This is a genomic window from Mucilaginibacter sp. (genome assembly GCF_028288185.1).
Classification (GTDB): Bacteria; Bacteroidota; Bacteroidia; order Sphingobacteriales; family Sphingobacteriaceae; genus Mucilaginibacter.
The window spans coordinates 18366-44320 of sequence record NZ_JAQBOF010000024.1; the positions used below are offsets into that span (position 1 = coordinate 18366).

The following is a 25955-nucleotide window of genomic DNA, read 5'->3' on the forward strand; positions in this document are numbered from 1 at the left end:
CCAATTACCAATCTTTTGAAATTTGCATTTTGCTGCCCTTCAACTTTTTGTTCTTTAGTTTTTCCTGCGTTTGTTTTTCGTTATTGTTTAAAGCATCAAGCATACGTTGCGCATCCTCTTTTGATAGCTTATTAGGCTGAGGCTGCTGCTGATCTTTCTTATTCTGATCTTTCGGCTTGTTTTTATCCTGATTCTGCTTGTTCTTATCCTGTTGATTCTTCTTGTTCGGATCTTGCTTGTTATCCTTATTGTCTTTTTTATCCTTATTTTGTTGCTGCTGTTTTTTTAACTTCTCCTGCGCGTAGGCTAAGTTATAACGGGTTTCTTCATCCTTAGGGTTATTAAGCAATGATTTTTTATATGCCTCTATACTTTCTTCCAGTTTTTGGTTCCCCAATAAAGTATTGCCCAAATTATGATAGGCTCCTGCCGATACCTTTTTATTTGGCGTTGATTCGGCTATTTTATTAAACTGTTCGCTGGCTTTATCAAATTGTTTTTGTTTATAAAGCGCATCGCCTAAATTAAAGTTGCCTTCCAGGTTTTGATTTTTCTTATCAACAGCCTTGCGATAGTTAGCCTCGGCTTCTTTATATTTTTGCTGTTTATAAAGGTCATTGCCCTTTTTTACAAAGCTCTTTTCTTGTTGCGCAAACAGTGTAAAGCCCTGCAACAAAACTACCAGGATTATAACTAATTGCTTCATGTGTTTTTTACCTCAAATAATTTCAACCTGCTTAACCGCAAACTTTTACGGTTGGTGATAAAGAACTCAACAACCAAACACATCAAAGCAAAACCCAGGAAGAATTGAAACCTATCCTCGAAATCTTTAAAGCTTTTGGCATCATACGTTTTACGTTGTATCTTATCAATCTCGTTCCTAATTATACCTAAACCGCTGTTAGAGTTGGTGGCCCGTACATAAGCTCCATTGCCCGCAGCGGCAATTTCTTTACACATATCCTCATTAAGCTTGCTCATTACGGTATGTCCGGCGCTATCGGTGTGGAAACCTACTTGTTTGTTACCCTGGTAAACAGGTATCGGCGCACCCTCTACCGAGCCTATACCAATTACATGTACAGTTACATCCTTATCAATCGCGTTTTTTGCTGCCGCGACCGCGTCATCCTCGTGGTTTTCTCCATCGGTTATAATGATCATGGCTTTGCCTGTGCCATCTTTAAAATCAAACGACTGCATACCCATATCAATAGCGGCACCAATAGCCGTCCCTTGAGTAGGCACCATGTTGGTGTTGATGGTATTTAAAAACAGCTTAGCTGCCGAGTAGTCGGTTGTTACCGGTAATTGTACATACGCCTGCCCGGCAAAAACAACTATACCTATACGGTCATCATGCAAGTTATCTATTAATTGCGAAATGGCGCGTTTGGCATTTTCTAACCGGTTAGGGGCCATATCGCCCGATAGCATACTGTTTGAAACATCCAGTAAGATCATCAAATCGGCACCTTTGTGTTTTTCTTCAACCATTTTTGATCCTATCTGCGGATCGGCTATGCCCAAAATTAAAAAGACGAAGGCCAGCAAAAACAAAATAAATTTTAGGCGCGGTGTAGTAAACGAAACATCGGGCACCATCTTGTCTACAATGCTTCTGTCGCCCAGAGATTTAATGGCTTTGTATTTCCATCGCTCTACCCAAATAAAAAGCAGCACGAAAGCCGGGATAGCAGCCAATCCCCATAAATATTCTATATGTGCAAAACGTAACATACTAGGTTAAAGCTCCTTTTAACAATGTGTTTTTAAATCCAAACTCTAACGCCAAAAACAACAACGCCAATAAGGCGAACGGTAAAAACAGCTCGGTTTTTTTATTGTATTGGATTACATCAATTTTTGCCTTTTCCATCTTGTCAATCTGCTCATAAATGCTTTTTAGTCTTTCGTTATCAGTAGCCCTAAAGTATTTACCGCCGGTTGTTTCGGCAATTTTGGTAAGGGTAGGTTCGTCAACGTCAACCGCTATGCGCTGATATTGAATACCCATTGGCGTTTGTACCGGGTAAGGGGCATAACCATGCGTACCAATACCTACGGTATATACCCGTATGTTAAATTGTTTGGCAATTTCGGCAGCGGTAATTGGTGGGATAGAGCCGGTGTTATTTGATCCATCGGTCAACAAAATAATTACCTTGCTTTTTGCCTCGCTGTCTTTTAAACGGTTTACGGCGGTAGCCAATCCCATACCTATGGCGGTACCGTCATCTATCATCCCGTTTTTAATATCTTTAAATAGGTTGATCAATACCGAATGATCAATAGTCAACGGACATTGCGTAAAACTTTCACCGCTGAATATTACCAGACCGATGCGGTCATCGGGCCGGTTCTTAATAAAATCTATGGCGATGTTTTTACCTGCTTCTAACCGGTTAGGCTGAAAATCCTCGGCCAGCATACTGCCCGAAATATCTGACGCGATAACAATATCAATACCCTCGGTAGTGCTGTTTTGCCAGCTTAATGATGTTTGCGGGCGGGCAAGGGCTACAACTAACAATATTACCGCTAACGACCGCAGCACGATTCCCAAATGGCGAAACTTGTTTGCCATACTGCTTTTAGGTACGGTAAACCCTTTTATTGCTGATACATTTAAGTGTCCGTACAACTTTTGCGCGCGCCATATATACCAGCCAATCATAGCCGGTATGATGATCAACAACCAAAAGAACCCCGGCTGTGCAAATTCAATACTTTTAAACAGCTCCATCGATGCTGCCTCCGTCAGTTATTGGTTTTGGCGTATCAACCACTTGTGTCTTTAGCACAAATTCAATCGCATCATCCATGCTTCTTTCGTTATCGGCAGGGGTTGGTTTTTCTTTGGCGAATTTTACCAGGTCGGCCATTACCAACAATCGCTGCAGTATGTTGCGATATTCATCGGTGATATCTCGTTGCTTTAACGCCCATAATATCTCATCGGTGGTGGTTTCCTGAGTTTTAACATTATACCTTTTTTCAAGGTATTCGCGGATGATATCTGTTAGTTCACTGTGGTATTGCTTAACGTCCTGCTGCCATAATTTCTTGCCGCGTAATTCTTGAAGTTTATTTATGGCGATGATATGTATAGGTACACTTGGCTTTGTTATTTGGAGGATGGGTTGACCTTTAGGGCGTTTCCATAAATAATAAATTACCCCAACAATTAAACCAATGATTATCAAACCTATTAATACCCATATCCAATTATCCCTTAACCAATCCAAAAATCCGTAGGTTACTACCAGCGGTTGTTTAATATCATAAATAGCTTTGGTGGTATCAACCTTTACGGTTTGTACTTGTAATGATAGCTCGTTGGTTTTAATAACTCCTGCGGTCGATCCAAATTCAAAAGGCGGCATGGTATATGCACCGGCATCAAAACTTGTTATGGTATAACTTTGGGTAATGGTTTCTTTGGTTTTGTCATTCTGATCGAAGGCGGTATCGGCTTTATTAGCGCTAACCACCTGTATTTTCCCGGTAATGGTATCGGCCAGTTTAGGGAAGTTAACCTGGTCTTTAATGCCTTTATGCACCACCAGGAACAGCTTGGTTTGATCGCCTATTTTTATGGTATAGTCCTGTAGTTTGGCTTCTACCTGTATGCTTTGCGCGTTGGTATTTAATGTCGCGCAAGCAAATAGGAATAATAAAAGTATATAATTAAAAAACTGTCTTTTCATCTTACCTTTTTCGCTCGCGTTTTTTAAACAGGGTCATCAATGGTTTTACATAGGTTTCGTGCGTGCCGATAGAAGTCGCATCCACCCCCGACCGGCTAAAAACATCTTTTAACTTGGCGGTACGCCTTAAAGCATCGGCCCTATAGGCGTTACGCACATTTTTATCGCCGGTATTTACCCATGCTATCTGGCCCGTTTCTTCATCCTTGACGGGGATAAGCCCAAGATCAGGAAACTCTTCTTCATGCCTATCATATAACCGCAAAGCAATAACATCATGCTTTTTATTGGCTATTTTAAGTTCCGTCTCAAAGGCCGGGCTCATAAAATCTGACAGAATAAAAGCGGTACATTTTTTCTTGATCACCGATGTAAAGTATTTTAAAGCTATGCCCAGATCTGTACCCGTATTCTCCGGCTTAAAATCTATCAGCTCCCTAATTATCATCAGTATATGCCCACGCCCTTTTTTAGGCGGAATAAACTTTTCTATTTTATCGCTAAAAAATATCACCCCGACCTTATCATTATTCTGTATGGCCGAAAATGCAAGTACCGCGCAAAGCTCAGTAGCCAGGTCCTGCTTTTGCTGGTTAATGGTGCCAAAGTTTTCAGACCCGCTCACATCCATTAATAGCATTACGGTTAGCTCTCGCTCCTCATCAAAAACCTTTACGTAGGGGTGATTAAAGCGAGCGGTAACGTTCCAGTCTATGGTTCTTATTTCATCGCCTATCTGGTATTCGCGCACCTCTCTAAAAGCCATACCACGCCCCTTAAAGGCAGAGTGGTACTCGCCCGAAAACAGGTGATTGCTCAGCCCGCGGGTTTTGATCTCTATCTTCCGTACTTTTTTTAGCAGCTCTTTGGTATCCTTTGCCATTTCTTGAGGAGAATCAAGAGTTAAGAATTAAGAACCAAGATTGACGTTATACCGTCTTAACCCTTGCTTCTTAATTCTTAACTCTTATTTATGGTACTTCTACCGCGTTAAGTATACCGGTTATAATATCCTCGCTGGTCATGTTTTCGGCTTCGGCCTCGTAGGTTAGCCCTATACGATGCCTTAACACGTCATGGCAAATTGCCCTAACATCCTCCGGAATAACATAGCCCCTGCGTTTTATAAAAGCATACGCTTTTGATGCCAGTGCCAGGTTAATACTAGCCCTTGGTGATGCACCAAAGCTAATCAGGTTTTTATAGTCAGCCAGTTTATATTGTTCAGGATTACGTGTGGCAAAAACAATGTCAATAATATATTGCTCAATTTTTTCGTCCATGTAAACCTCGCGCACTACTTTACGCGCCCTTATAATATCAGCAGGGTTAATAATAGCATTTGGTTTTAACATGCCCTGCGGCGATATATTGGCGCGTATAATTTTTTTCTCGTCCTCTTTAGTTGGATAACCTATCACCACTTTCAGCATAAAACGGTCAACCTGCGCTTCTGGTAGCGGGTAGGTTCCTTCCTGCTCAATTGGGTTTTGTGTAGCTAATACCAGGAAAGGGTTTGGCAGCGGGAAGGTTTTATCACCAATGGTAACTTGTCTTTCCTGCATGGCCTCTAACAACGCACTTTGCACTTTAGCAGGCGCACGGTTTATCTCATCGGCCAATATAAAGTTAGAGAAGATTGGCCCTTGTCTAACTATAAACTCTTCTTTCTTTTGGTTATAGATCATGGTGCCCAGCAAATCGGCAGGTAACAGATCGGGGGTGAATTGGATCCGGCTAAAATCGGCCTGTATAGCTTTTGCCAGCGTGTTTATAGCTAAAGTTTTTGCCAGGCCTGGTACACCTTCTAAAAGTATGTGGCCATCGGCTAATAAACCTATCAGCAGGCGCTCCACCATATATTTCTGACCCACTATCACTTTATCCATTTCCAGTTTTAACAGATCAACAAAAGCACTTTCTTGTTGTATCATTTCATTGATGGCCCTTATGTCTGTTGTATACGATGAACTTCCGGTCGCCGCACCTGTTGATGGGGACGTTGTATTGCTCTGTAATTCTTCCATTAAACTTTTATTAATTTTTGGTAGGCAAACTTAAATAGCAGATAACTTTTTTGCCAAAGAAATATGTTAAATAATGTTAAAATTAGATAATTATAGGCGATAAACTAATTTGTAGTACAAACAAGCCGACCAAAAGGTTCTTTAAGCAATTGAATGCCTCTTTAGTTTTTAAATATTTGCCGGTAATGGTCCATAACCCGCTCAAAACAAATTTGTAACCAGGCCGAATATTGGGTGGGGTTGTCTAGCAGCTCGGCAGCTAATACATCTATGTCCATATATTTATAACCGGCTACTTCTGTTTCATCTGGTACAGGCAATACATCGCTGGTGGCAAAAAATACATGATCGCATTCGTATTCAATTAGCCCGTTATCTACTTCGGCACGATAAATAAATTTGAATTGATAATTCAACTCACATTCCATACCCATTTCTTCAAATAGTCTTCTATTTGCAGCCGCTTCCGTATGCTCGCCGGGGCGGGGATGGCTGCAGCAAGTGTTGGTCCATTTGCCGCCGGAATGGTATTTATCTAAAGCCCGTTGTTGTAATAACAATTGCCCACGGCTGTTAAAAACAAATACGGAGAAAGCACGGTGTAATATACCGCCTTTATGCGCGGCTAGTTTATCCATAGTGCCAATGGCACGGTCGTCCTGGTCAATTATTATTAAGCCGCTTTTCAATTGTTGGGTATTTTATAAGGTATTTAATTTATAGCGGATCAATGAATCAAACATCAGCACAAATTTTTGGCGGTTTGATACGCGGATCCGCTCGGTCATAACCTGCCCGGCAGGTGCATGTGAAATCTTTAAGAATAATTGTTTATAGTAAACATAAGCAAGGTATACGCCTTTACGGCTGGTAGATGGAAGCTCTTTTATCCCTTTTAGCGCGGCATTAAAATCATTGCGGATATCTTCTTCAATGGCTCTTTTATCATCATCAGAAAATGCTGCCAGATCTACCTGCGGAAAATAACTACGATTAAGATCATGGTAATCAGAATTCAGGTCCCGCAAAAAATTTACTTTTTGAAACGCCGATCCCAATTTCATTGCCGGTTCTTTCAATCGCTCGTAATTGGCTTCATCTCCATTAGTGAAAACACATAAACACATCAAGCCAACAACTTCTGCCGACCCTAATATGTACTCGTTATATTTATCTGGGGTATAAACATTGTCATCCAGGTCCATGGCCATACTGTTTAAAAACAGGCTGATCAGCTCTGGTTTTATACCATATTGGTTTACCGCTTGCTGAAACGAATTTAATACCGGGTTTACACTTATGCCCCGCTCAATCGCTTTAAAGCAGTCGTCCCTAAATTCTGCTAGTAATGATGCTTTGGGATAATCATAAAAGCTATCCACTATCTCATCAGCCAACCTTACAAAACCATAGATAGCATAAATAGGGCCGCGCAGTTTTTTATTTAAGAAATAGATACCTAACGAAAAACTGGTGCTATAATGGTTAGTAATAGTCTTACTGAATTTGGCCGATAGTATATCAAACTTTGCTTTCATGCACTGCAAATGTAATGCACTATAACGTCAAAAGCTGCATTTTACTGCATAAAGTGTCAGCGCTTTTTTAAAGTGGCAAATAACATGCAAGTGCTTAAGCTTGCTAAAAAAAACTAGATCAATTTGTCGGGTGTAATTGGGAGGTCTCTTACCCGTTTGCCGGTAGCGTTATAAATAGCATTAGCAATAGCGGCCGTTATACCTGTAATACCTATCTCGCCAATTCCCCGCGCACCCAGCGGTGATATATATGGATCCGGTTTATCTATAAACTGAACTTCAATTTCGGGGATATCAGCATGTACAGGCACTAAATACTGGGCCAGGTCGCGTGTTACAACACGGCCATTGTTAGGGTCGTATTGTGTGTTCTCCATTAGCGCCATGCCTATGCCAAATATCATTCCACCCATTATCTGGTTAGTTGCCGTTTTTAAATTCATGACTTTGCCAATATCCATCACCCCAACTATTTTATCAACTTTAATTGTCCCCAGGTCAGGATCTACCAGCACTTTAACAAACTGCGCCCCAAACGAATGGAAGGAATAGGGTGTGCGATCTGTCTTTTCATCAGCCTGTACTGCCGCGTTTGCTTTGCTTTCTTCTTCCGCTTTTGCCTCAGGGCTACCGGCCGGGGCCGGGGTTGGCGCCTGCGCCCTTGTAGAAACATTTGTTTTTGCCTGCGCCTCCACCTTATCTAAACCGTTACGGTTTAAGATCTGGGTATATGTTTCGGCTTTAACCGGGTTGCTTTTTAGATGGATACGGCCATTATCGGCAATAATATCTCCTTTTTTATAACCGTGTAGTGACGAATTAGAATCGGAAACAGCCAGATCTATCAACTTGCTTATTGCGCCTAATGCAGCCGCTCTAACAGCCGGGCCAACACTGGCTGTAACCTGTGACCCGCCCGATTGTGCACCTTTTGGATACATGCTGTCACCCAGCTTTACTTTTACTTTGTCTATGGGCAAACCGAAGGCATCGGCAGCAATTTGAGTAGCTATCGTATAAGTACCTGTGCCAATATCCTGCGTGCCACATAATATCTCTGCATGGCCATCTGCAAACAATGTTGCCCTTGCTGTTGACGCGCTGCGGTTTGCCGGATAAGTTGCAGTGGCCATACCATACCCAACCAGGTATTTACCTTCGCGTGTTACACCGGGAGTCGGGTTGCGTTTGCTCCAGCCTATAGCATCAGCCCCGCGTTGATAGCACTCTTTCAAGTTTTTTGACGAGAATTGTTTCTTTTTTTGCTCCTCCATATCAGCATGGTTTATTAACCTAAGCTGCAGGGGATCCAGTTTTAGTTTATTAGCCAACTCATCCATAGCTGCTTCAAGCGCATAAGTGCCTGGAGCTTCGCCCGGCGCACGTGTGGGGCAAGGTGTGCCCCGGTTTAGCCTAACTAACTCATGGCTGACATCGACGTTGGGGCTGCTATATATCATGCTTGTCGCTACGCCTGCTGTTTCAACAAACTCATCCACAAATGATGTCTCTGACGTTGTAGCATGTTTTATGGCTGATAATTTACCGTTTTGATCAGCGCCCAATGCTAACTTCTGGATGGTTTGCGTACGCCTGCCCGCTGCAGAAAACGCCTGCTGGCGGCTTAACACCAGTTTAACCGGCCTGTTAAATTGCTTAGCGGCCATTGCAGCCAAAATAGTATTGCCCCAGGTAAATCCTTTAGAGCCAAAACCGCCGCCAATGTATAAGGCAACTACCCTTACTTTTTCGGCAGGGATACCCAGCATAGATGTTAGCAATCCTTTTACACCCATTACTGATTGAGTAGCATCATAAACCATTAATTCATCGCCCTTCCACTCGGCAATAGTGGCATGCGGCTCCATAGCATTATGATGGTATACCGGGGTGGTATATGTTTCGTCTGTTTTAACGGCGGCTGTTTGCAGGGCGGCTTCAGCATCGCCACGTTTGGTTTGTGTTTCGGCGCCCCCTAGTCCTGCTCCGGGTTTATATGCTGTCGCGATATTTTTTTCCAAACCAACCACCGGGGCCTGCTCATCATATAGTATTTTGATGGTAGCGGCGGCATGCTCTGCCTGTTCAAAGGTTTCGGCTATCACTACGGCAATATGCTGACCGCCGTAAAACACACGGTCGTTTTGCAAAGGCAGCAGATCCTTTTCAGCAAATTTGCCGCCGCCGGGGTCAGATGCATTAGGAAAATGCAGTTGCATGGAGTTTTCGCTAGTCATTATGCCTATAACACCCGGCATTTTTTTAGCCTGTGCTATATCAACGATTTTTACCCGCCCTTTAGTAATGGTACTTAATACCGATACGCCATAGGCCAGGTTTTTTACCGGGAACTCGGCAGCATAAGTTGCCGCGCCCGTTACTTTAAGACGGCCATCAACACGGTCTATTGGTTTTCCTACAGATTCTATCATGACATACCTCCCGTGGTTATTAAGGCACGTACCAGCGTACGCTTGGCAAGTTCAATTTTAAATGTGTTGTCTTTATGGCCTTTTGCCTGGCTCAAGGCGGCTGCTGCTGCGGTGCGGTAATTTTGCTCATTAGCTATTGCGCCTATTAATACTTTTTCGGCTAATAATGCACGCCAGGGTTTGGTGCCTACCCCGCCTAAAGCAAGCCGGGCATTTTTAATGCGGCCATTTTGGATATTTAGTACTACAGCTGCCGATGTTAAAGCAAACTCATAGGATGCCCTATCGCGTACCTTTAAATAATGCGATTTGGATCCGGATGGTAATGCGGGTATCTCAACATGGGTGATCAATTCGTCTTGCTTAAGCGTATGTTCTATATGCGGGGTTTGCCCCGGCAATAAATGAAAATCGGTGAAAGGAATTGTGCGTACACCTTTAATGCCCTGGACGTGGATAATCGCGCCTAAAGCAGCCATTGCCACACACATATCTGACGGATGGGTAGCTATACATTTATCGCTGGTACCTAAAATGGCGTTGTTCCTGTTATAACCATCTATAGCGGCGCAGCCAGAACCCGGCACCCGTTTGTTACAGGCGAAATCGGTATTGTAAAAATACGGGCACCTTGTGCGCTGCATTAAATTGCCACCTACGGATGCCATGTTTCTTAGTTGTGGTGATGCGCCAGATAGCAATGCTTCAGACAATACCGGGAAGTTTTTTATAATCGTTGGATGATAAGCCAGGTCACTATTCTTTACCAAAGCGCCTATCAGGATATTACCGCTTTTTAATTCTTCTATTTTATTAAGCCCCAGTTTATTGATATCGATAACCTGTTTTGGTGTTTCGATATTCAGTTTCATGAGGTCGAGCATATTAGTGCCGCCTGCAATAAATTTTGTACGGGTAACGCCTGCTGCATGTATTGCAGCCTGGTTATCCTGCACACGTATCAATTTAAATGGTTCCATATAGTTTACAGGATCAAACGTTTTGTACTTGTTTAATTGCCGACAATATATTTTGATAGGCCCCGCACCGGCAAATGTTACCGCTCATCAGTTCTCTTATCTCCGCATCTGTTTTTGCGTGCCCCTCTTTCACCAAACCAACTGCCGAACATATTTGCCCCGGAGTGCAGTACCCGCATTGAAAACCATCATGCTTTAAAAAAGCCTCTTGCATAGGGTGGAGCTGGTCGCCGGTTGCTAAGCCCTCGATAGTGGTTACTTCGGCGCCTTCACACATTGCCGCCAGCGTTAAGCATGAGTTTATACGGCGTCCGTCAACCAGCACTGTGCAGGCTCCGCATTGGCCATGATCACACCCTTTTTTTGTGCCGGGCATACCCAGATTTTCGCGCAGGGCATCTAATAAGGTAACCCTCGAGTCGAGCTCTAACGAATGGTGTTTGCCGTTAATGGTTAAGCTTACGGCCGTTACTTCAACAGGTGCGGCTGCCGCTGTTTCAGGTATGATGTCTTTAGCGTGGCTTAACAATGGTGCCAAGGTTATCCCTGCCCCGGCTACCGTTAGCTGTGATAAAAATCCCCGCCGGCTGGTGGCACCTAATAAGTCATCATTTTCTTCGGGTAAGTCAGTCTGTTTTTCCACTATAAATAGATTATAGAAAAATAACATTGTGGTATAGGAAAATGTTTAGTAAGAAATAAAAAATATCTGTAGGCTTAATTCCACAAGCAAGTAGCCCCCTCACGAGTATAAAACGATACGCCCGGTAGCTTTACTATCCGTGGGTACTTATATATAAATCTAATCTATCCAGGGTTTATTTCAATTCTATCTGGAAACCCATAACTGTCCAATTCGGCATATTATCAGGTTTTGTAATTACCAACGCGTCATCTTCCAACTTCCATTTAATTTTTTGGTTACTGCCTAAAAGCGATACGCTTTTTATTTTTTTATCATTCAGGGTCGAGCCTTTACCCAACGATTTGATCTGTATATCGCTATTGGGTGTTTCCATGCAGAAAGCATACAGGTTGTTACCCTTGGTGGTGAAACGGATGTCGCCGGTTTGATAAGGGCGTACATCACTCAAGCCTGCAAACTGTCCTTTTTTCTGATTTTCTTTAACGGTTGATGGGCCTTCGCCATAAATTTTCCAGGGACGGCTGCCATATATGCCTTTGCCGTTTGTGGGCATCCAGGCGGCAATATCTTCAACTATTTTTAATACATCTGGTTCAAGGTCGCCCTCCGGTGTTTGCACAACGTTAATCAACAGGTTGCCGTTTTTACTTACAATATCAACCAGCATTTGTATAACCTCGGTGCCGGTTTTATATTTCTGTCCGGTTTGGTAAAACCAATCGCCTATAGAAGTATCCGTTTGCCATGGGTAGGGATTAATGTTATCCTGTACTCCGCGTTCCAGATCTTGCACCCATTTACCGTTTGACGGTTCTTTGCAATTATAAACTGCGGTAGGGCTGCCGTTATGGAACGAATAGTTGCCATTGTAAAAATTAGCCAGCATACTGCGGCCTATCTCATCAAAAGGGAGTTTACTGTCAGAATATAGCAGATCGGGATGATAGGTGTCTACCAGTTCTTTTACATCGGCATACCATTCTTTCATCCACTCGGGGTTGGTGGTTAGCCAGCCATTGTCGCCAGGTGCGGCTTTGGTATGATATAGGTCGGCGTATTGCGGGTCGGCGCCATCATAGGGTATGCCTTTAAACTCGCCGTCCTTATCTGCACGATGAGCCGCCTGGAACCAGGTATAACTTGCCGCTAGATGTTCTGATACGCCAAATTTAAGCCCTTCTTTTTGCGCCGCTTTTTGCCAAAGCCCCACTACATCTTTATGCGGACCCATATTAAAGGCGTTCCATTTATGGATCTGCGATTTCCACAAAAAGAAATTATCATGATGGCTGCCCATGCTTACAAAGTATTTGGCGCCTGCTTTTTTATAAAGAGCCATTAACTTTTCAGGGTCCCATTTCTCGGCTTTCCATAGCGGAATGATATCCTTATAGCCAAATTTTGACGGTGGCCCATAATGGGCTACGTGATACTTATTTTGGCGGCTATTTTGTTCATATAGGCCACGGGCATACCAATCGCCCTGGCGGGGTACAGCCTGCGGGCCCCAATGCGCCCAGATCCCAAACTTGGCATCCCTGAACCACTCGGGGTATTTATATTCTTTTAATGATTCTTCGGTTGGCTTGAAGGAACCCGCATTTATGGGCAAGTCCTGCGCGTATGTTGCCGAAAGACTTGCTGTTAACGCGGCGGTTAGCAACAGGTTAAGATGTAGTTTCATAACGGGTTTAATTGGTTATTAAAGATAGCTACAAAAGCTGGTAAAGCAATAAACGACCATGCTATTTATCAGCATGAATTTTTTATCAGGAAATACCGACCTTAGCAAAAAACACATCGCCCATAAATGAATACTAATCAGCCCCAAAAACCTGCCGAAAAAGAGAACATGCACCCCCGCAACAGCCATCGCGGCGGCTATGATTTTAAACTGCTTTGCAAAGCTGATCCGGAGTTAAAGAACTTTGTTGGGGTAAACAAACACGATGTGGAGACGATAGATTTTAGCGACCCCCAGGCGGTTAAGGAACTTAATAAAGCCCTGCTAAAGCATTATTACGGTGTTGACGGCTGGGATATCCCCGAAGGATACTTATGCCCGCCTATACCCGGCAGGGCAGATTACGTACACTATATAGCTGACCTGCTGAAAGAAGTCAATGGCAGCAAGATCCAAAACGGAAACAAGATCAATGTGCTGGATATTGGTATGGGTGCAAATTGTGTTTACCCGTTAATTGGCAACGCGGTTTATAAGTGGCAGTTTACAGGTACCGATATTGATCCGGTGGCTATACGGTCGGCAAAAGATATTATCGGGTTAAATAAAGGTTTGCAAAATCAAATCAGCTTTAGACTGCAAACCGGCAAAGACAATGTTTTTGTAGGAGCGATAAAGCCTGATGACAGGTTTGACCTGACCATGTGTAACCCGCCGTTCCATGGCTCATTTAAAGAGGCGCAGGACGTTACAGCCACCAAATGGAAGAAACTGGGTGTAATGAAAAAGCCTACGCTATTAAACTTTGGCGGCCAAAAAAACGAGCTATGGTGCAACGGCGGCGAGGTCGGTTTTATACGCCGTATGGTTGCCGAAAGCGCGCAGTTTGCCAAACAATGCTTATGGTTTACCACCCTGGTATCAAAAAAAGACACGTTGCCTGCGGCGTATAATGCATTAAAATGGAATAAGGCGCTTGATGTTAAAACCATCAACATGGCGCATGGGCAAAAAACCACCCGCATCATTGCTTGGACATTTTTAACACCTGAAGAGCAAACCAATTGGAAAAATAAATATTGGAAATAGCCGCCTGGTATGAAAAGATTTGCACTGCTTTTAACACTTCTGCCTACGATATTATTTGCACAGTTCATTGTGCCAAACTATCCGGCTATTGATGCCTTGGGCCGTAAACTTCCCGAGTTTAAAGAAGTTGGCCTACCTAAAAAGGATAAGTTTGTTGGGCTTTTTTATTGGGTATGGCATACTAATTTTGCCGCGCAGGTTCCGTTAAATACATCAGAGGTTTTGGCTAAACACCCCGAAGCGGTATACCAATTTGATAACCCCGTTTGGCGTGCCGCCGAAGGTAACACCTTTTATTGGGGCGAGCCTTTGTTTGGCTATTATCGAGATGAGGATGCCTGGGTTTTACGCAAGCAGGCCGTAATGCTGGCTGATGCAGGCGTTGATGTGGTCATACTCGACTCGACCAATGGTACCAACTTTCAATCATCGTACGAAGCATTGTTTAAAGTATTTGATGAAGCCCGGAAGGATGGCATAAAGGCCCCGGCTATCGCATTTATATTGCCGTTTGGCCCATCTGAATCTGCAAGAGGCGAAATTGCGCAATTATATAATGATCTGTATAAACCGGGATTGTATAAGGACCTTTGGTTTTACTGGAAAGGCAAGCCGCTTATCATGGCTTATCCCGAGATGGTTTCCGGGGCTGACGCAACCGGGTTAAACGCTGCTATAAAAGACTTCTTTACCTTCCGCCCAGGACAGCCGGTTTATAATAAAGGCCCGCAGCGTAAAGACCATTGGGGTTGGCTGGAGATTTACCCGCAGCATGGTTTTGGGCCAAAGCCCAATGGTGGTTTCGAAGAGGCGACGGTAGGCGTGGCGCAAAACTGGTCGAAAAAAGAAGGGTTAACAGCAATGAACTCAGAAGGCGCATTTGGCAGAAGTTATACCGACAAAGACGGACAGCATACCGAACCTGGCGCGGTTAATTACGGCTATAATTTCCAGGAACAATGGGAGCAGGCGTTAAAAATAAACCCCGACTTTATATTTATTACCGGCTGGAATGAATGGATAGCAGGCCGGGCCAAAAAATGGCAAAGCCAGGTTAATGCCTTTCCTGATGAATTTAATGAAGAGGGCAGCCGCGATATTGAACCCATGAAAGGCGGCCACGGCGACAACTATTATTACCAGATGGTTGGCAACATCAGGCGCTTTAAAGGCATGGCCGCCCCCCAAGAAGTTAATGGTTATATAAAGAATAAAGGTAATGGCTTGTTTGTTGATTGGAAAACGATAAAGCCCGAATTTGCATCTTATAAAGGCAATACCATACACCGTGATTTTGATGGCTGGAAGGGCACGCATTATACCAACACAACGGGGCGCAATGATATTGTGCTGTCAAAAGTGGCAGTAGATAAGCAGTTTGTTTACTTCTATGTGCAAACGCAGGAGAAACTATCGCCGTCTGCCGGCAAAGCCTGGATGCGGTTATTTATTGATATCGACAGAAATAATAAAACCGGCTGGAACGGTTACGACTATGTAATTAATCGCAGCAGCCCCAATGCAAAAGCTGTAATAGAAAAATCAACCAATGGTTGGGAATGGGTAAAAGTTGGCGAACTAGATTATCATATTAAGGATAATGTATTAGAAATAAAGATCCCCAAAAAGCTCGTCGGCATAAAAGGCCCGGTAGACCTTGAATTTAAATGGTCTGACAATATGCAAACCGATGGTGATATAACTGACTTTTTAATTAATGGCGATGTAGCGCCATCAGGCAGGTTTAATTTTAGATATATTAATAAAACTTATTAGCTAATTACATTGATATTTTTATAAAATTTCAAATTCAGGTAAGTTTTGTGCGTGCTTTATTGTTATAATTTCAATAGAAATAAATAATTACTAATTATTTGTAGCAAATGTGTTTAATAAATGAATCTATTTTAAAAAATTAGTAAAATCATATGATAAAATCAATCAATAAATGATTAATATTGCAATATTAACTGATCTTATTATTTGAATGAAGAAAGCCGTTGTAATTGATGATGCTGAAAGCTGTTTTTTGTGCAAAAATTGTATCAAGGAATGGATTCCAGCAATTTTAGCGCACAAGAAGAACTATAAAGTAAAAAAAGGCGAACTCATTTTTAAAGAAGGCAGCCCGGCTAACGGGATTTTCTTTGTACATACCGGGATTGTAAAAGTCCATAAAAGGTGGGGTGCTGATAAAGAACTAATTTTAAGATTTGCCAAAGAGGGTGTAATTTTTGGCCATCGTGTGCTGGGCGGTAATGGCATATATGCCATATCGGCAACGGCACTACAGCCAGGCATTGTTAGCTATGTAGATACGGCGTTTTTTGAAGCCACTTTGAAAGTAAACACCGATTTTGCTTACAATCTTTTAATGTTTTTTGCAGAAGAGCTGCGCGTGTCTGAACGTAAGATGCGTAACCTGGCACATATGCCTGTAAAAGGCCGTGTTGCTGAGGCATTGATCATGCTAAAAGATCAGTTTGGTTTAACTAAAGATGGTTTTATTGATATCGAGCTGAGCCGCCAGGACCTGGCTTCTTTTTCGGGCGCTACTTACGAAACCGTATTCAGGGTAATAAACGAGCTGATACAAGAGGGCTTATTAACCCTATCGGGCAAAAGCATCGCCATTTCAAACTATGACAAGCTTTTAAAGCTAACCGAAGATATTGCTTAGAGTCTTTAAGCATTACAGTTTTCACCTTTTATAAAATTTAATTTTTGTTATTTTGGATAATATAAATCATTACCATGAATAGCAATTTATCCACGCCGCCAGAATTATATGTTTTAGGAGCCGGCCCCGGCGATCCAGAATTAATTACGGTTAAAGGGTATAAAATTTTGCAACAGGCCAAAGCAATACTTTATGATAATTTAGCCAATAGGGAACTGTTGAATCTAACCCCGCCAGATTGCGTGCAGATTTATGTCGGCAAGCAACCTTATGGCAAATACACCCCACAGGAAGAAATACATAGTTTAATAAAACACTTTGCTTTTAGTAAAGGTAGCGTAGTGCGCCTAAAAGGCGGCGACCCATTTATATTTGGCCGGGGGTTTGAAGAAATAATATATGCCCGCGAACAAGGCATTAAAACCTATTATATCCCCGGTATAACCAGTATGCAGGCATCGGGTTTAGAGGATATACCGCTTACCCACCGGGCTATAAGCGAAGGCATATGGGTAGTTACCGGTACCAAAAAAGATGGCACACTATCCGGCGATCTGCAGTTGGCTATGCAAAGCAACGCTACCGTAGTAATTTATATGGGGATGAAACAGCTGGCATCTATAGCCGCTACTTATGTCCATGCCGGGAATGGCGAAACACCTGCGGCTATTATTCAGCATGCGTCAACTCCACATCAAAAATCAGTTAAAGGATTAGTTAGAGATTTGGTAACGATGGCCGACAGTAAACAGTTAACTTATCCGGCAATTATTATTATAGGTGGGGTTGTTGATCTGGGCAAACCTGTCGAGGTTTAGGAAGCGATATTTGCTGCACTAATCTTCCCTTTTGTTCTACATAATAATTATGTATTATTGTGTCTGCTGTTTCAATATGGATGTAGAAAATTTAAGTAAAGACCTGGAGCGCGTATCCACGGAAACAATGGCTGACATTGTGGAGTTGAGATTGCGCGAATTTTTTAAAAAGAAATCTTTTAAACCCGGCGATGCTTTACCCAAAGAAATGGAGTTGGTGGCCGCGCTGGGCGTTAGCCGTAATGTAGTGCGCGAGGCCCTGAGCCGCTTGCGGATGTTAGGCATGATCGAAACCCGCAAAAAACGCGGTATGATATTGGCCCGCCCGGATGTACTGGGTACTTTTGAGCGTGTGCTTGACCCCCTTATTATTGACGACCATATACTACAGGACCTTTTTGAATTGCGCCTGGTATTAGAGATGGGGTTAGCCGACCTGCTTTTTCTGCGTAAAACAGATAAGAATATTGCCGAGCTGGAAAAGATCGCGCTTGATGAAACTCATGATGGCGAGAAGCGGTTCAGAGTAAAAAACGAGATCGCCTTCCACGGTAAGCTTTATGAAATAACGGGGAACAATACCCTTAAACGTTTCCAGGTAATGCTGATGCCGGTTTTTGGCTATGTTACTACGTTAGAAAAAGATAAAGAATATCAAACCGGGAAAGTAAATCACCTTGACTTGGTTAACATACTTAAAAACGGTACCAAAGAAGATTTTAAAGCCGGCATGTACGCGCATTTAAAACCCCATTTTGACAGCCTGACTAAGAAATAGTATCAGCCTTCCTTTAATAAACTCTTCCTGGTATCCGCAGAATAAAGTATATAGTAACATTATTAATATGTACTACATAATAACTTTATTTTATATTTGTGGCATAATCGCTAAGCCTGCCAATGGCTTAACCTAAATGAAGGAAAAACTTAACGCCGATAATTTAAAAGGCAACTGGGCAACATTGTTGCTGCCGGTAAATGCAGATGATACTTTTAATTATGCCAAACTGGCTGATGAGATAGATATGCTTATCAACGCCGGCGTTGATGGCATTTACTCGAACGGAACTGCAGGCGAGTTCCATAACCAGACGGAGAAAGAATACGACACCATCAACAACATTCTTTCTGAAAAATGTTTGCAAGCAGATATGTGTTTCCAGATAGGTGCCAGTCACCCATCGCCCATAATTGCTTTAAACAGGCTAAAAAGAGCGATTGCGTTTAAGCCGGATGCTATACAGGTTATCCTGCCGGATTGGGTTGTTGTTACAGATACTGAACTAGTAGATTACTTAAAGAGATTAGCAGAGGCCGCTGATGGCGTACCATTGGTATTATATAATCCACCCCACGCCAAGCGTGTTTTACAACCTGTAGATTATCAATTGTTAAAACAAATCCCAGAGGTAATAGGCGTAAAACTATTAAGCCGTGATGCCGATTGGGTTGAGGCTATGAAACTGCACGCATCGCATCTATCCATTTTTGTACCCGGTCATTTTTTGGCAAGTGGTATGGCGAGCGGTATTGCTTCGGGGGCATACTCAAATGTAGCCTGCATAAATCCTAAAGCCGCGCAAAACTGGTGGGCCATGATGCAAACCGACATAACTCAAGGCTTAAAAATAGAGGCTGATATTTTAGCCTTTTTTGCCAAGTGTATTGCCCCTTTGCAGCAGCAAGGTTATAGCAACCCGGCTTTAGATAAATTTTTAGCTACGGTTGGCGGCTGTTACAATGTTGGTACGCGACTAAGATGGCCGTATAAATGGATACCTGAAGAACAGGTAGCGGCGGTGCAAGAACAGGCCCGACAAATGATTCCTTACTTTTTCGATAGTACACATGAGGTTTAGTATATTATTTATCAGCTTTTTTTTAATGATGTCGACTAATATAAAGGCACAAAAAACTGATCTGTTTAAATGGGGCGAGTTAGCACCCATACCAGATCCGTTTGGTTTCGCGGGATCATTCGCGGGTATATCAAACAACGCTTTAATTGTAGCTGGTGGTGCTAATTTCCCTGATGGCGGCGCACCCTGGACAGGATCAAAAAAAGTATGGACCGATAAAATATTTGTATTGGATCATCCCACCGGTAAATGGAAGCAGATTGCAAAATTAGGGCAACCGCTTGGTTATGGCGTATCTATAACTTACAAAAATGAATTAATCTGTATAGGTGGTAGCAATGCAGAGGGTCATGTGCCATCCATGTTCGGCATAAATTATTACCCAAATGGAAATGTCGAATTTGAGGTTTGGCCGGATTTGCCCACCAAATTAGCAAACGCATGCGGTGCTGTAGTTGGACATACGCTATACATAGCAGGTGGTTTGTTAGTTTCAGATGCTAATAGTACGGCTTCGGTGTTTTTGTCTATTGATCTGGCTAGCCAAAATCCGAAGTGGACGAAACTGGAAACCTGGCCCGGCCCACCACGTATGTTAAGTGTGGCCGGTTCATTAAACGGTTCGTTCTATTTATTTAGTGGTACAGACCTGGAAGATAAAAATGGCGCGGCGCATCGCAAATATTTAAAGGATGCTTATGCCTATACACCAGGTAAGGGTTGGAAAAAACTGGCTGATCTGCCTTCGCCAGTGGTAGCGGCGGCTGGCCCGGCATTGGCTTATGGTAAAAATGAATTGTTGGTTTTTGGTGGCGATGATGGTGTATTGGCAGATAACGCGTCTACACTAAAAGAAAAGCATCCGGGGTTTTCTGATGCGATATTGAGCTATCAAATTATAACCAATAAATGGAACATAGCCGGTCATATTAAAACCCATAAGTTAGCTGATGCCGCCGAAAATCCTAATAAAAGCCTATGGGCACCGGTGACAACTACATCTGTATCATGGCATGGCGACCTGGTATTTCCCGGCGGCGAGGTGCGCCCGGCAGTGCGCACACCAAGAGTATTAGTTGCACATATAAAAACATCGCCATTAATAAATAAGGACACAAATGGAATTAAAAAATAAACGCCCGGCCGGATGGTTTTACCCATGGGCAATAGTGGGGATACTATGGCTGGTGGCTTTTCTTAATTACTTTGACCGCAATTTGATCGCCTCTATGCGCGACCCGATTGCTGCCGAATTTAAATTAACGGATGCGCAATTTGGATTATTAACAACTGTGTTCTTATTGTCGTATGGGATATTAAGTCCGCTGGGTGGTTACCTGGCAGATAAGTATGGCCGTAAACGGATCATTGTATTTAGCGTATGCGTATGGTCTGCAGTAACATTGTGGACCGGTTTTGTATCGTCTTTTCCTGAAATGTTGGTTGCCCGTGTAATTATGGGTATCAGCGAGGCTTGTTACATCCCCGCAGGACTGGCCATGATAGCCGATTACCATAAAGGTAAAACACGCTCATTGGCCACAGGCTTGCACATGAGTGGTTTATATGCTGGGCAGGCTTTTGGTGGCGTTGGTGGTTATATGTCTATACTATGGGGCTGGCGTTATGGTTTCCAAATGATAGGTTTGTTTGGTGTGGTGTATGGCATCATATTGATTTATTTTTTGCACGATAATAAAAATAAGCGTGGCGATGAAACGGTATCAACCAACCCGGAAATAGTAGCCGAAGAACGACTAGGCCTTTTCCAAACTATAAAAATGCTGGTGTCCGAAAAATCATTCCTGGTGCTGCTGTTTTATTTCTGCATGCTGGGCATTGTTAACTGGATGATATACGGTTGGCTGCCTACGTTTTTAAAAGAACATTTTACTTTGGGCTTGGGCAAAGCCGGCCTATCGGCAACGGGATACGTACAAATAGGCTCATTTATGGGGGTATTGCTGGGCGGTATTGTGGCCGATAGATGGTTCCGTACCAACAAACGGAGTAGGTTGTATATGATTGTTATCGGCTTTACATTGGGTGGGCCGTTCCTGTTTTTAATGGCATCGACCCATGTATTTACCATTGCTGTTGTTGCCATGATCATTTACGGATTGGCGCGCGGTATTAATGATAGTAACTTGATGCCTATACTCTGCCAGGTGATAGATGGAAAATACATCGCCACCGGCTACGGTTTCCTCAACTTTTTAAGTACTATAATTGGCGGCATAATGGTGTACATAGGCGGCATGATGATGGATGCGCATATCAGCTTGGCCATTATTTATGAAGTATCAGCCGTATTTATGGTGATAGCCGCATGGTCATTGTTAAGAATAAAGATCAGCAGTAAAAGCTAATAGCTTATTGATAAAAGTGGTTTTGCAATAACCAGTTATAGCAACGGTCCATCCATTTATCTTGTGTGGTAGCGTTGTTCATGCCGAAGCCATGGCCGCCTTCCTGGTAAATATGTATCTCGGCCTTTACACCGTGCTTTTGCAGCGCGGTAAAATAATTAATGCTGTTAGCTACCGGCACTACTTTATCATTACCTGCCTGTACCAAAAATGCGGGTGGGGTATCAGTAGTTACTTGTAGTTCGTTAGAATATTCTCTTATTTTTTCAGAAGTCGCATTTTCACCAATCAACGCTTTCTTAGATCCCTTATGCAAAATACTATCCTGGAAAGTAATTACCGGGTATATCAGCAATGAAAAATCGGGTCTAAGGCTGATATTCTTTGGATTGTCAATAACCGTTTTTTGGTAATGAGTAGATAGTGTTGATGCCACATGCCCACCTGCAGAAAACCCCATAATACCAACTTTGGCGACATCAATATGCCACTCTATAGCATGCTCACGCACCAATTGTATAGCGCGTTGTGCATCCTGTAGCGGGCCAATCTCACGGTTTACCATTATGATATCGCTTGGCAACCTGTATTTTAAAACAAAAGCCGCGATACCATGAGCCGCAAAATCGCGGGCTACGTGTGCGCCTTCATCGTTCACCACTAAATAAGAGTAACCGCCGCCGGGGCAAATAATAATAGCGGTGCCGGTGGCTTTTGATGGTTCGGGTAAAAAGGCGGTTAATGTGGGATCTGTTACCTTGCTTACCTTGCCTCTTTTGGAGGTAGTGTCATTCAACTCATGTACATCGTTCGGTTTTGAGTTAGGCACATTTTTATATAGGTGGATAACGGTTTGCGCTTTTAATAAAGAGGCCGACAAAACCAGCCCCAGGGCAATAAATATTTTTTTCATAATATGGACTAATTGGTAAACCAAATATAAAATAAATTCGCTATTATGTAGAACATAATGATATATTTGGCTTCAGAAAGTTTTTATACTTGTAGAAATAGACCGTTAAAATGAAAATACGTTTTGTTAACCTGCTATTTGTGATAGTTTCATTATTATTAGCTATCCCCGCAAAAATAATTGCGCAAAAAGCAAAGCCCGCACTCGCCCCCCCTGAATATGCCGCTCAGAAAATATTTACCGGTGGCGAAGGGGGCTATCATTCTTACCGTATACCATCATTGGTCAAATCGGTAGCACATGGTTATTTACTGGCTATTTGCGAAGGTCGTAAAGAAAGCAATAAGGATTATGGCAATATAGACGTGGTTTGTAAACGCTCATTAGATAACGGCGCAACCTGGAATACTTTACAAGTTATTGCTGATCCGGGTAATTATACCATGGGCAACCCTACTACGGTTGTAGACCAAACCACCGGCAAAATATTTGTATTTATGGTGCGTAATGATTCTACTCATTACACTAACTCTGATAATACGCAGCTTGCTTTTGCTACGGGCGACAGGACAATTTATTATTCTTCAAGCACGGATGAAGGGGCAACCTGGTCTAAGCCTATAAATGTAACTGCTACCACCCAACCTGCCGGTATGGCCAATGATTGGATAGGGCCCGGCGTTGGCATACAGAAGATCCATGGCGCGGATAAAGGCTATTTAATTATCCCGGCCTATGGCAGGAATATTTATAGTACAGACCATGGCGCTACCTGGACAACCGCTGTAATTGCCACCGGCACCAAAAAATCAACAGAAGCCACGATCATAGAAAAGTTAAATGGCGACTTGATACGTAATGACAGGCCTACTACTACCTTACCAAAGTTCAGGCAAGTGTCAACAGGTTCGATAGAGGGTGGTTTCAATAACTGGACATCACATTTAGGTTTGCCCGACCCGACAAGTGAAGGTTCTGTTTGGCGATATAATGACCCGGAACCTAACCGGATATTATTTTTAAACGCGGCCAGCCAAAAAACACGCACTACCATGAAAATACGGATAAGCTACGATGAGGGAAATTCTTATCCGGTAGGGCGGGATATACCTGTTTTTGGTACGGAGCCGGGTAAATTGGGCGGATATTCAAGCCTAACCAAAACGGCCGACCGTCATGTGGGGGCGTTGATAGAGTATAACGAAGATGTAAAAAGCAACAATACCAGTAACCGATCTATTGTATTTAGCAAGTTTAATTTACCATGGATATTAAATGGCGTGGACGAAGCTACGGCATCTACCAAAGTTGCTGCTGCTCCGGTGGCTTTAGCACCGGTGTTGCCTGCATTGACAGAATCTTTAAACTATATTTATAAGCCCGGCGATAATGGCTATGCTTGTTTCCGCATACCGGCTATAATTACTACAAAAAGCGGTATGTTGCTGGCATTTGCCGAAGGACGCAAAAAAGATTGCGGCGACGCTGGTGATATTGACCTGGTACTAAAACGATCTGCCGATGGCGGTAAAACATGGAGCGCCGTGCAAGTAGTTTGGACCGACTCGACCAATACCTGCGGCAACCCGGTGCCCATTCAGGATGCCAGTACAGGAAAGATCTGGTTGCTAAGCACCTGGAATTTAGGTGCCGATCATGAAAAAGACATCAAAGCATCAACCAGTAAAAATAGCCGTTGTGTTTATGTGCTTTCATCGGGTGATGAAGGCAAAACCTGGTCTACAGCCAAAGAAATAACCAAAGATGTAAAGCTGCCGGGCTGGACCTGGTATGCAACCGGGCCTTGCCATGGCGTACAAATATCTACCGGAAAATATAAGGGCCGTTTGGCTGTTCCGGTAAATCATATTGAAGCTGCCAGCGGTAAAAACTTTGTACATATCATTTATTCGGACGACCACGGCGCAACCTGGAGATTAGGCAACAATACGCCACAGGATAAAACTAACGAAGCAACACTAGCCGAAATATCAAAAGGAAATTTAATGCTGAACATGCGTAATGCAGACCGTACTTTAAAAACCAGGCTAACGGCTATTAGTACCGATGGCGGCCAAAACTGGGGTAATGTACAAACCGATACTACATTAATTGAGCCGGTATGCCAGGGCAGTTTGTTAAATTATCCTTTAACAAAAAAGAAATCAGTATTGTTGTTTATCAATCCGGCTAATAAATTGTTGCGTGCAAATGTAACGCTTAGGGCTAGTTTTGATGATGGACGTACGTGGCCTAAAAGTCAGGTGATCTTTCCCGGCCCATCTGCGTATAGCGATATCGCAGTTTACAATAACAAGGATATTGCTTGCCTGTATGAGGCGGGTACTACTAAGGCTTATGAAGGGGTTGCTTTTAAAACCATCAACCTTGCAAATTTTACCAAACAGTAAAGAATATAATACCAATGAAACAAGAGGAGTTATTTAACTACCGGAAGCTGACGGATGAGGAATTAGCATCTTTTAAAGAAAGCGGCTTTTTGGTTATTAAAGGAATTGTAAAAGATGCCGGCCTGGCACAAATGCGGCAAGAATGTATGACTGCGTGGGATAAAGAAAAAGAAGGATTTGACCCCAACAAAAGCTGGCTGCAAAATTCGTTATTGGTAAACATTCATCACCAGGCAGCAGCTGTTAGGGATTATTATTTTGATGGCCCGCTGGTTGATATTGCTACCCAGATCATCGGCCCGAATATAAAGGGCGCTACTTCGCAGTTGACTTTTAAAATGAAAGGCAATACCAAACCTTTTGGCTGGCACCAGGATAATGGCTACGGCGAGTTAGAGCCTTATAACGCCTTAACAACCCTAACCGCGTTGGATGATACGGACCGTGGCAACGGTTGCCTATGGCTGATACCGGGAAGCCACAAAGAGGGCCAGATAAGGGTTGAACAGGATGAAATGCAGAAAAAGAGCCAATCGGAAATTGTAGTGAAGGCTGATGATAACCTGGCTGTACCGATGGAAATGAAAGCCGGTGATGCATTGATATTTAATTGCTGGATGCTGCATAAGTCAGACGGAAATTATTCTACAGATCGCGACAGGCGTATACTGTTTTTAAGATATGCGGATGCAGACGCGGTTGAAGTTTACAATAACCGCAAACCACGTTTAGGGCGATTGGTGCGTGGCGATACAAAATTTGAAGAAGTAAAGGCTTTTGAAGCCAACATTTAATA

Annotated in this window: 23 protein-coding genes; 10 read left to right on the plus strand and 13 right to left on the minus strand. The window is 43.0% G+C overall.

All coding sequences use genetic code 11. The features are described 5' to 3' along the window. Positions 1-4 precede the first annotated feature (4 nt). The 12 genes from JWQ34_RS09245 to JWQ34_RS09300 form a co-directional block, all read right to left on the minus strand. Positions 5-706 carry a tetratricopeptide repeat protein gene (locus tag JWQ34_RS09245; RefSeq protein ID WP_299356779.1) on the minus strand — a complete coding sequence of 234 codons (702 nt, stop codon included), beginning with the start codon at positions 704-706 and terminating at the stop codon, positions 5-7. Then, entirely contained in the window at positions 703-1743 is a 1041-nt protein-coding gene (locus tag JWQ34_RS09250) for a VWA domain-containing protein (RefSeq protein WP_299356781.1), read from the minus strand. The genes JWQ34_RS09245 and JWQ34_RS09250 overlap by 4 nt, the downstream gene beginning before the upstream one ends. Position 1744: 1 nt before the next feature. Next, positions 1745-2749, minus strand: a complete 1005-nt coding sequence (locus JWQ34_RS09255) for a VWA domain-containing protein (protein WP_299356783.1) — start codon at positions 2747-2749, stop codon at positions 1745-1747. Further along, positions 2736-3713 carry a hypothetical protein gene (locus JWQ34_RS09260; RefSeq protein WP_299356784.1) on the minus strand — a complete coding sequence of 326 codons (978 nt, stop codon included), beginning with the start codon at positions 3711-3713 and terminating at the stop codon, positions 2736-2738. Before JWQ34_RS09260 ends, JWQ34_RS09255 begins: the two co-directional genes overlap by 14 nt. Position 3714: 1 nt before the next feature. Beyond that, on the minus strand, positions 3715-4596 hold the full coding sequence (locus tag JWQ34_RS09265) for a DUF58 domain-containing protein (protein ID WP_299356785.1): 882 nt from the start codon (positions 4594-4596) through the stop codon (positions 3715-3717). An 88-nt stretch (positions 4597-4684) separates the two neighbouring features. Then, positions 4685-5602, minus strand: a complete 918-nt coding sequence (locus JWQ34_RS09270; protein ID WP_367278607.1) for an AAA family ATPase — start codon at positions 5600-5602, stop codon at positions 4685-4687. Positions 5603-5901: 299 nt separating this feature from the next. Next, positions 5902-6429 (minus strand): isopentenyl-diphosphate Delta-isomerase, encoded by a 528-nt coding sequence (gene idi, locus JWQ34_RS09275; protein ID WP_299356787.1) that lies wholly within the window; start codon positions 6427-6429, stop codon positions 5902-5904. Positions 6430-6441: 12 nt separating this feature from the next. Then, positions 6442-7278 carry a phytoene/squalene synthase family protein gene (locus JWQ34_RS09280; RefSeq protein ID WP_299356789.1) on the minus strand — a complete coding sequence of 279 codons (837 nt, stop codon included), beginning with the start codon at positions 7276-7278 and terminating at the stop codon, positions 6442-6444. Positions 7279-7391: 113 nt separating this feature from the next. Continuing rightward, positions 7392-9710 carry a xanthine dehydrogenase family protein molybdopterin-binding subunit gene (locus JWQ34_RS09285; protein WP_299356791.1) on the minus strand — a complete coding sequence of 773 codons (2319 nt, stop codon included), beginning with the start codon at positions 9708-9710 and terminating at the stop codon, positions 7392-7394. Then, positions 9707-10690 (minus strand): xanthine dehydrogenase family protein subunit M, encoded by a 984-nt coding sequence (locus JWQ34_RS09290; protein ID WP_299356793.1) that lies wholly within the window; start codon positions 10688-10690, stop codon positions 9707-9709. The genes JWQ34_RS09285 and JWQ34_RS09290 overlap by 4 nt, the downstream gene beginning before the upstream one ends. Positions 10691-10703: 13 nt before the next feature. After that, the gene (locus JWQ34_RS09295) at positions 10704-11333 is read right to left on the minus strand and encodes a (2Fe-2S)-binding protein (RefSeq protein ID WP_299356795.1); all 630 of its coding nucleotides are present in this window, start codon (positions 11331-11333) and stop codon (positions 10704-10706) included. A 175-nt stretch (positions 11334-11508) separates the two neighbouring features. Further along, positions 11509-13020: an alpha-L-fucosidase gene (locus JWQ34_RS09300; RefSeq protein WP_299356797.1), complete on the minus strand. Its 1512-nt coding sequence runs from the start codon at positions 13018-13020 to the stop codon at positions 11509-11511. Between the two features lie 126 nt (positions 13021-13146). On the opposite strand from JWQ34_RS09300, the gene rlmF reads away from it, so the two are divergent. The 8 genes from rlmF to JWQ34_RS09340 all read left to right on the plus strand — a co-directional run bounded on the left by rlmF (position 13147) and on the right by JWQ34_RS09340 (position 21835). Beyond that, positions 13147-14109, plus strand: coding sequence for a 23S rRNA (adenine(1618)-N(6))-methyltransferase RlmF (rlmF, locus tag JWQ34_RS09305; RefSeq protein WP_299356799.1), 963 nt, complete (start codon positions 13147-13149; stop codon positions 14107-14109). Positions 14110-14118: 9 nt separating this feature from the next. Beyond that, entirely contained in the window at positions 14119-15885 is a 1767-nt protein-coding gene (locus JWQ34_RS09310) for a hypothetical protein (protein WP_299356801.1), read from the plus strand. 211 nt (positions 15886-16096) lie between these two features. After that, positions 16097-16789 carry a Crp/Fnr family transcriptional regulator gene (locus JWQ34_RS09315; RefSeq protein WP_299356803.1) on the plus strand — a complete coding sequence of 231 codons (693 nt, stop codon included), beginning with the start codon at positions 16097-16099 and terminating at the stop codon, positions 16787-16789. Between the two features lie 74 nt (positions 16790-16863). Continuing rightward, a complete protein-coding gene (gene cobA, locus JWQ34_RS09320; protein WP_299356805.1) occupies positions 16864-17607 on the plus strand; it encodes a uroporphyrinogen-III C-methyltransferase in 744 nt (247 codons plus the stop codon). A 76-nt stretch (positions 17608-17683) separates the two neighbouring features. Then, complete coding sequence (locus JWQ34_RS09325; protein ID WP_299356807.1) at positions 17684-18385, plus strand: GntR family transcriptional regulator; 702 nt, start codon at positions 17684-17686, stop codon at positions 18383-18385. A gap of 136 nt (positions 18386-18521) precedes the next feature. Next, positions 18522-19466 carry a dihydrodipicolinate synthase family protein gene (locus JWQ34_RS09330; protein WP_299356810.1) on the plus strand — a complete coding sequence of 315 codons (945 nt, stop codon included), beginning with the start codon at positions 18522-18524 and terminating at the stop codon, positions 19464-19466. Next, positions 19456-20601 (plus strand): galactose oxidase, encoded by a 1146-nt coding sequence (locus tag JWQ34_RS09335; RefSeq protein WP_299356812.1) that lies wholly within the window; start codon positions 19456-19458, stop codon positions 20599-20601. Before JWQ34_RS09330 ends, JWQ34_RS09335 begins: the two co-directional genes overlap by 11 nt. Beyond that, positions 20585-21835 carry an MFS transporter gene (locus JWQ34_RS09340; protein ID WP_299356814.1) on the plus strand — a complete coding sequence of 417 codons (1251 nt, stop codon included), beginning with the start codon at positions 20585-20587 and terminating at the stop codon, positions 21833-21835. The genes JWQ34_RS09335 and JWQ34_RS09340 overlap by 17 nt, the downstream gene beginning before the upstream one ends. Before the next feature lie 4 nt (positions 21836-21839). On the opposite strand, the gene JWQ34_RS09345 is transcribed toward JWQ34_RS09340, so the two are convergent. Beyond that, positions 21840-22748, minus strand: coding sequence for an alpha/beta hydrolase (locus JWQ34_RS09345; protein WP_299356816.1), 909 nt, complete (start codon positions 22746-22748; stop codon positions 21840-21842). A gap of 110 nt (positions 22749-22858) precedes the next feature. On the opposite strand from JWQ34_RS09345, the gene JWQ34_RS09350 reads away from it, so the two are divergent. Together JWQ34_RS09350 and JWQ34_RS09355 are read left to right on the plus strand one after the other, a co-directional pair. Continuing rightward, positions 22859-25159 (plus strand): sialidase family protein, encoded by a 2301-nt coding sequence (locus JWQ34_RS09350; RefSeq protein WP_299356818.1) that lies wholly within the window; start codon positions 22859-22861, stop codon positions 25157-25159. Positions 25160-25173: 14 nt separating this feature from the next. Further along, positions 25174-25953 carry a phytanoyl-CoA dioxygenase family protein gene (locus JWQ34_RS09355; RefSeq protein WP_299356820.1) on the plus strand — a complete coding sequence of 260 codons (780 nt, stop codon included), beginning with the start codon at positions 25174-25176 and terminating at the stop codon, positions 25951-25953. The last annotated feature ends 2 nt before the right edge of the window (positions 25954-25955 follow it).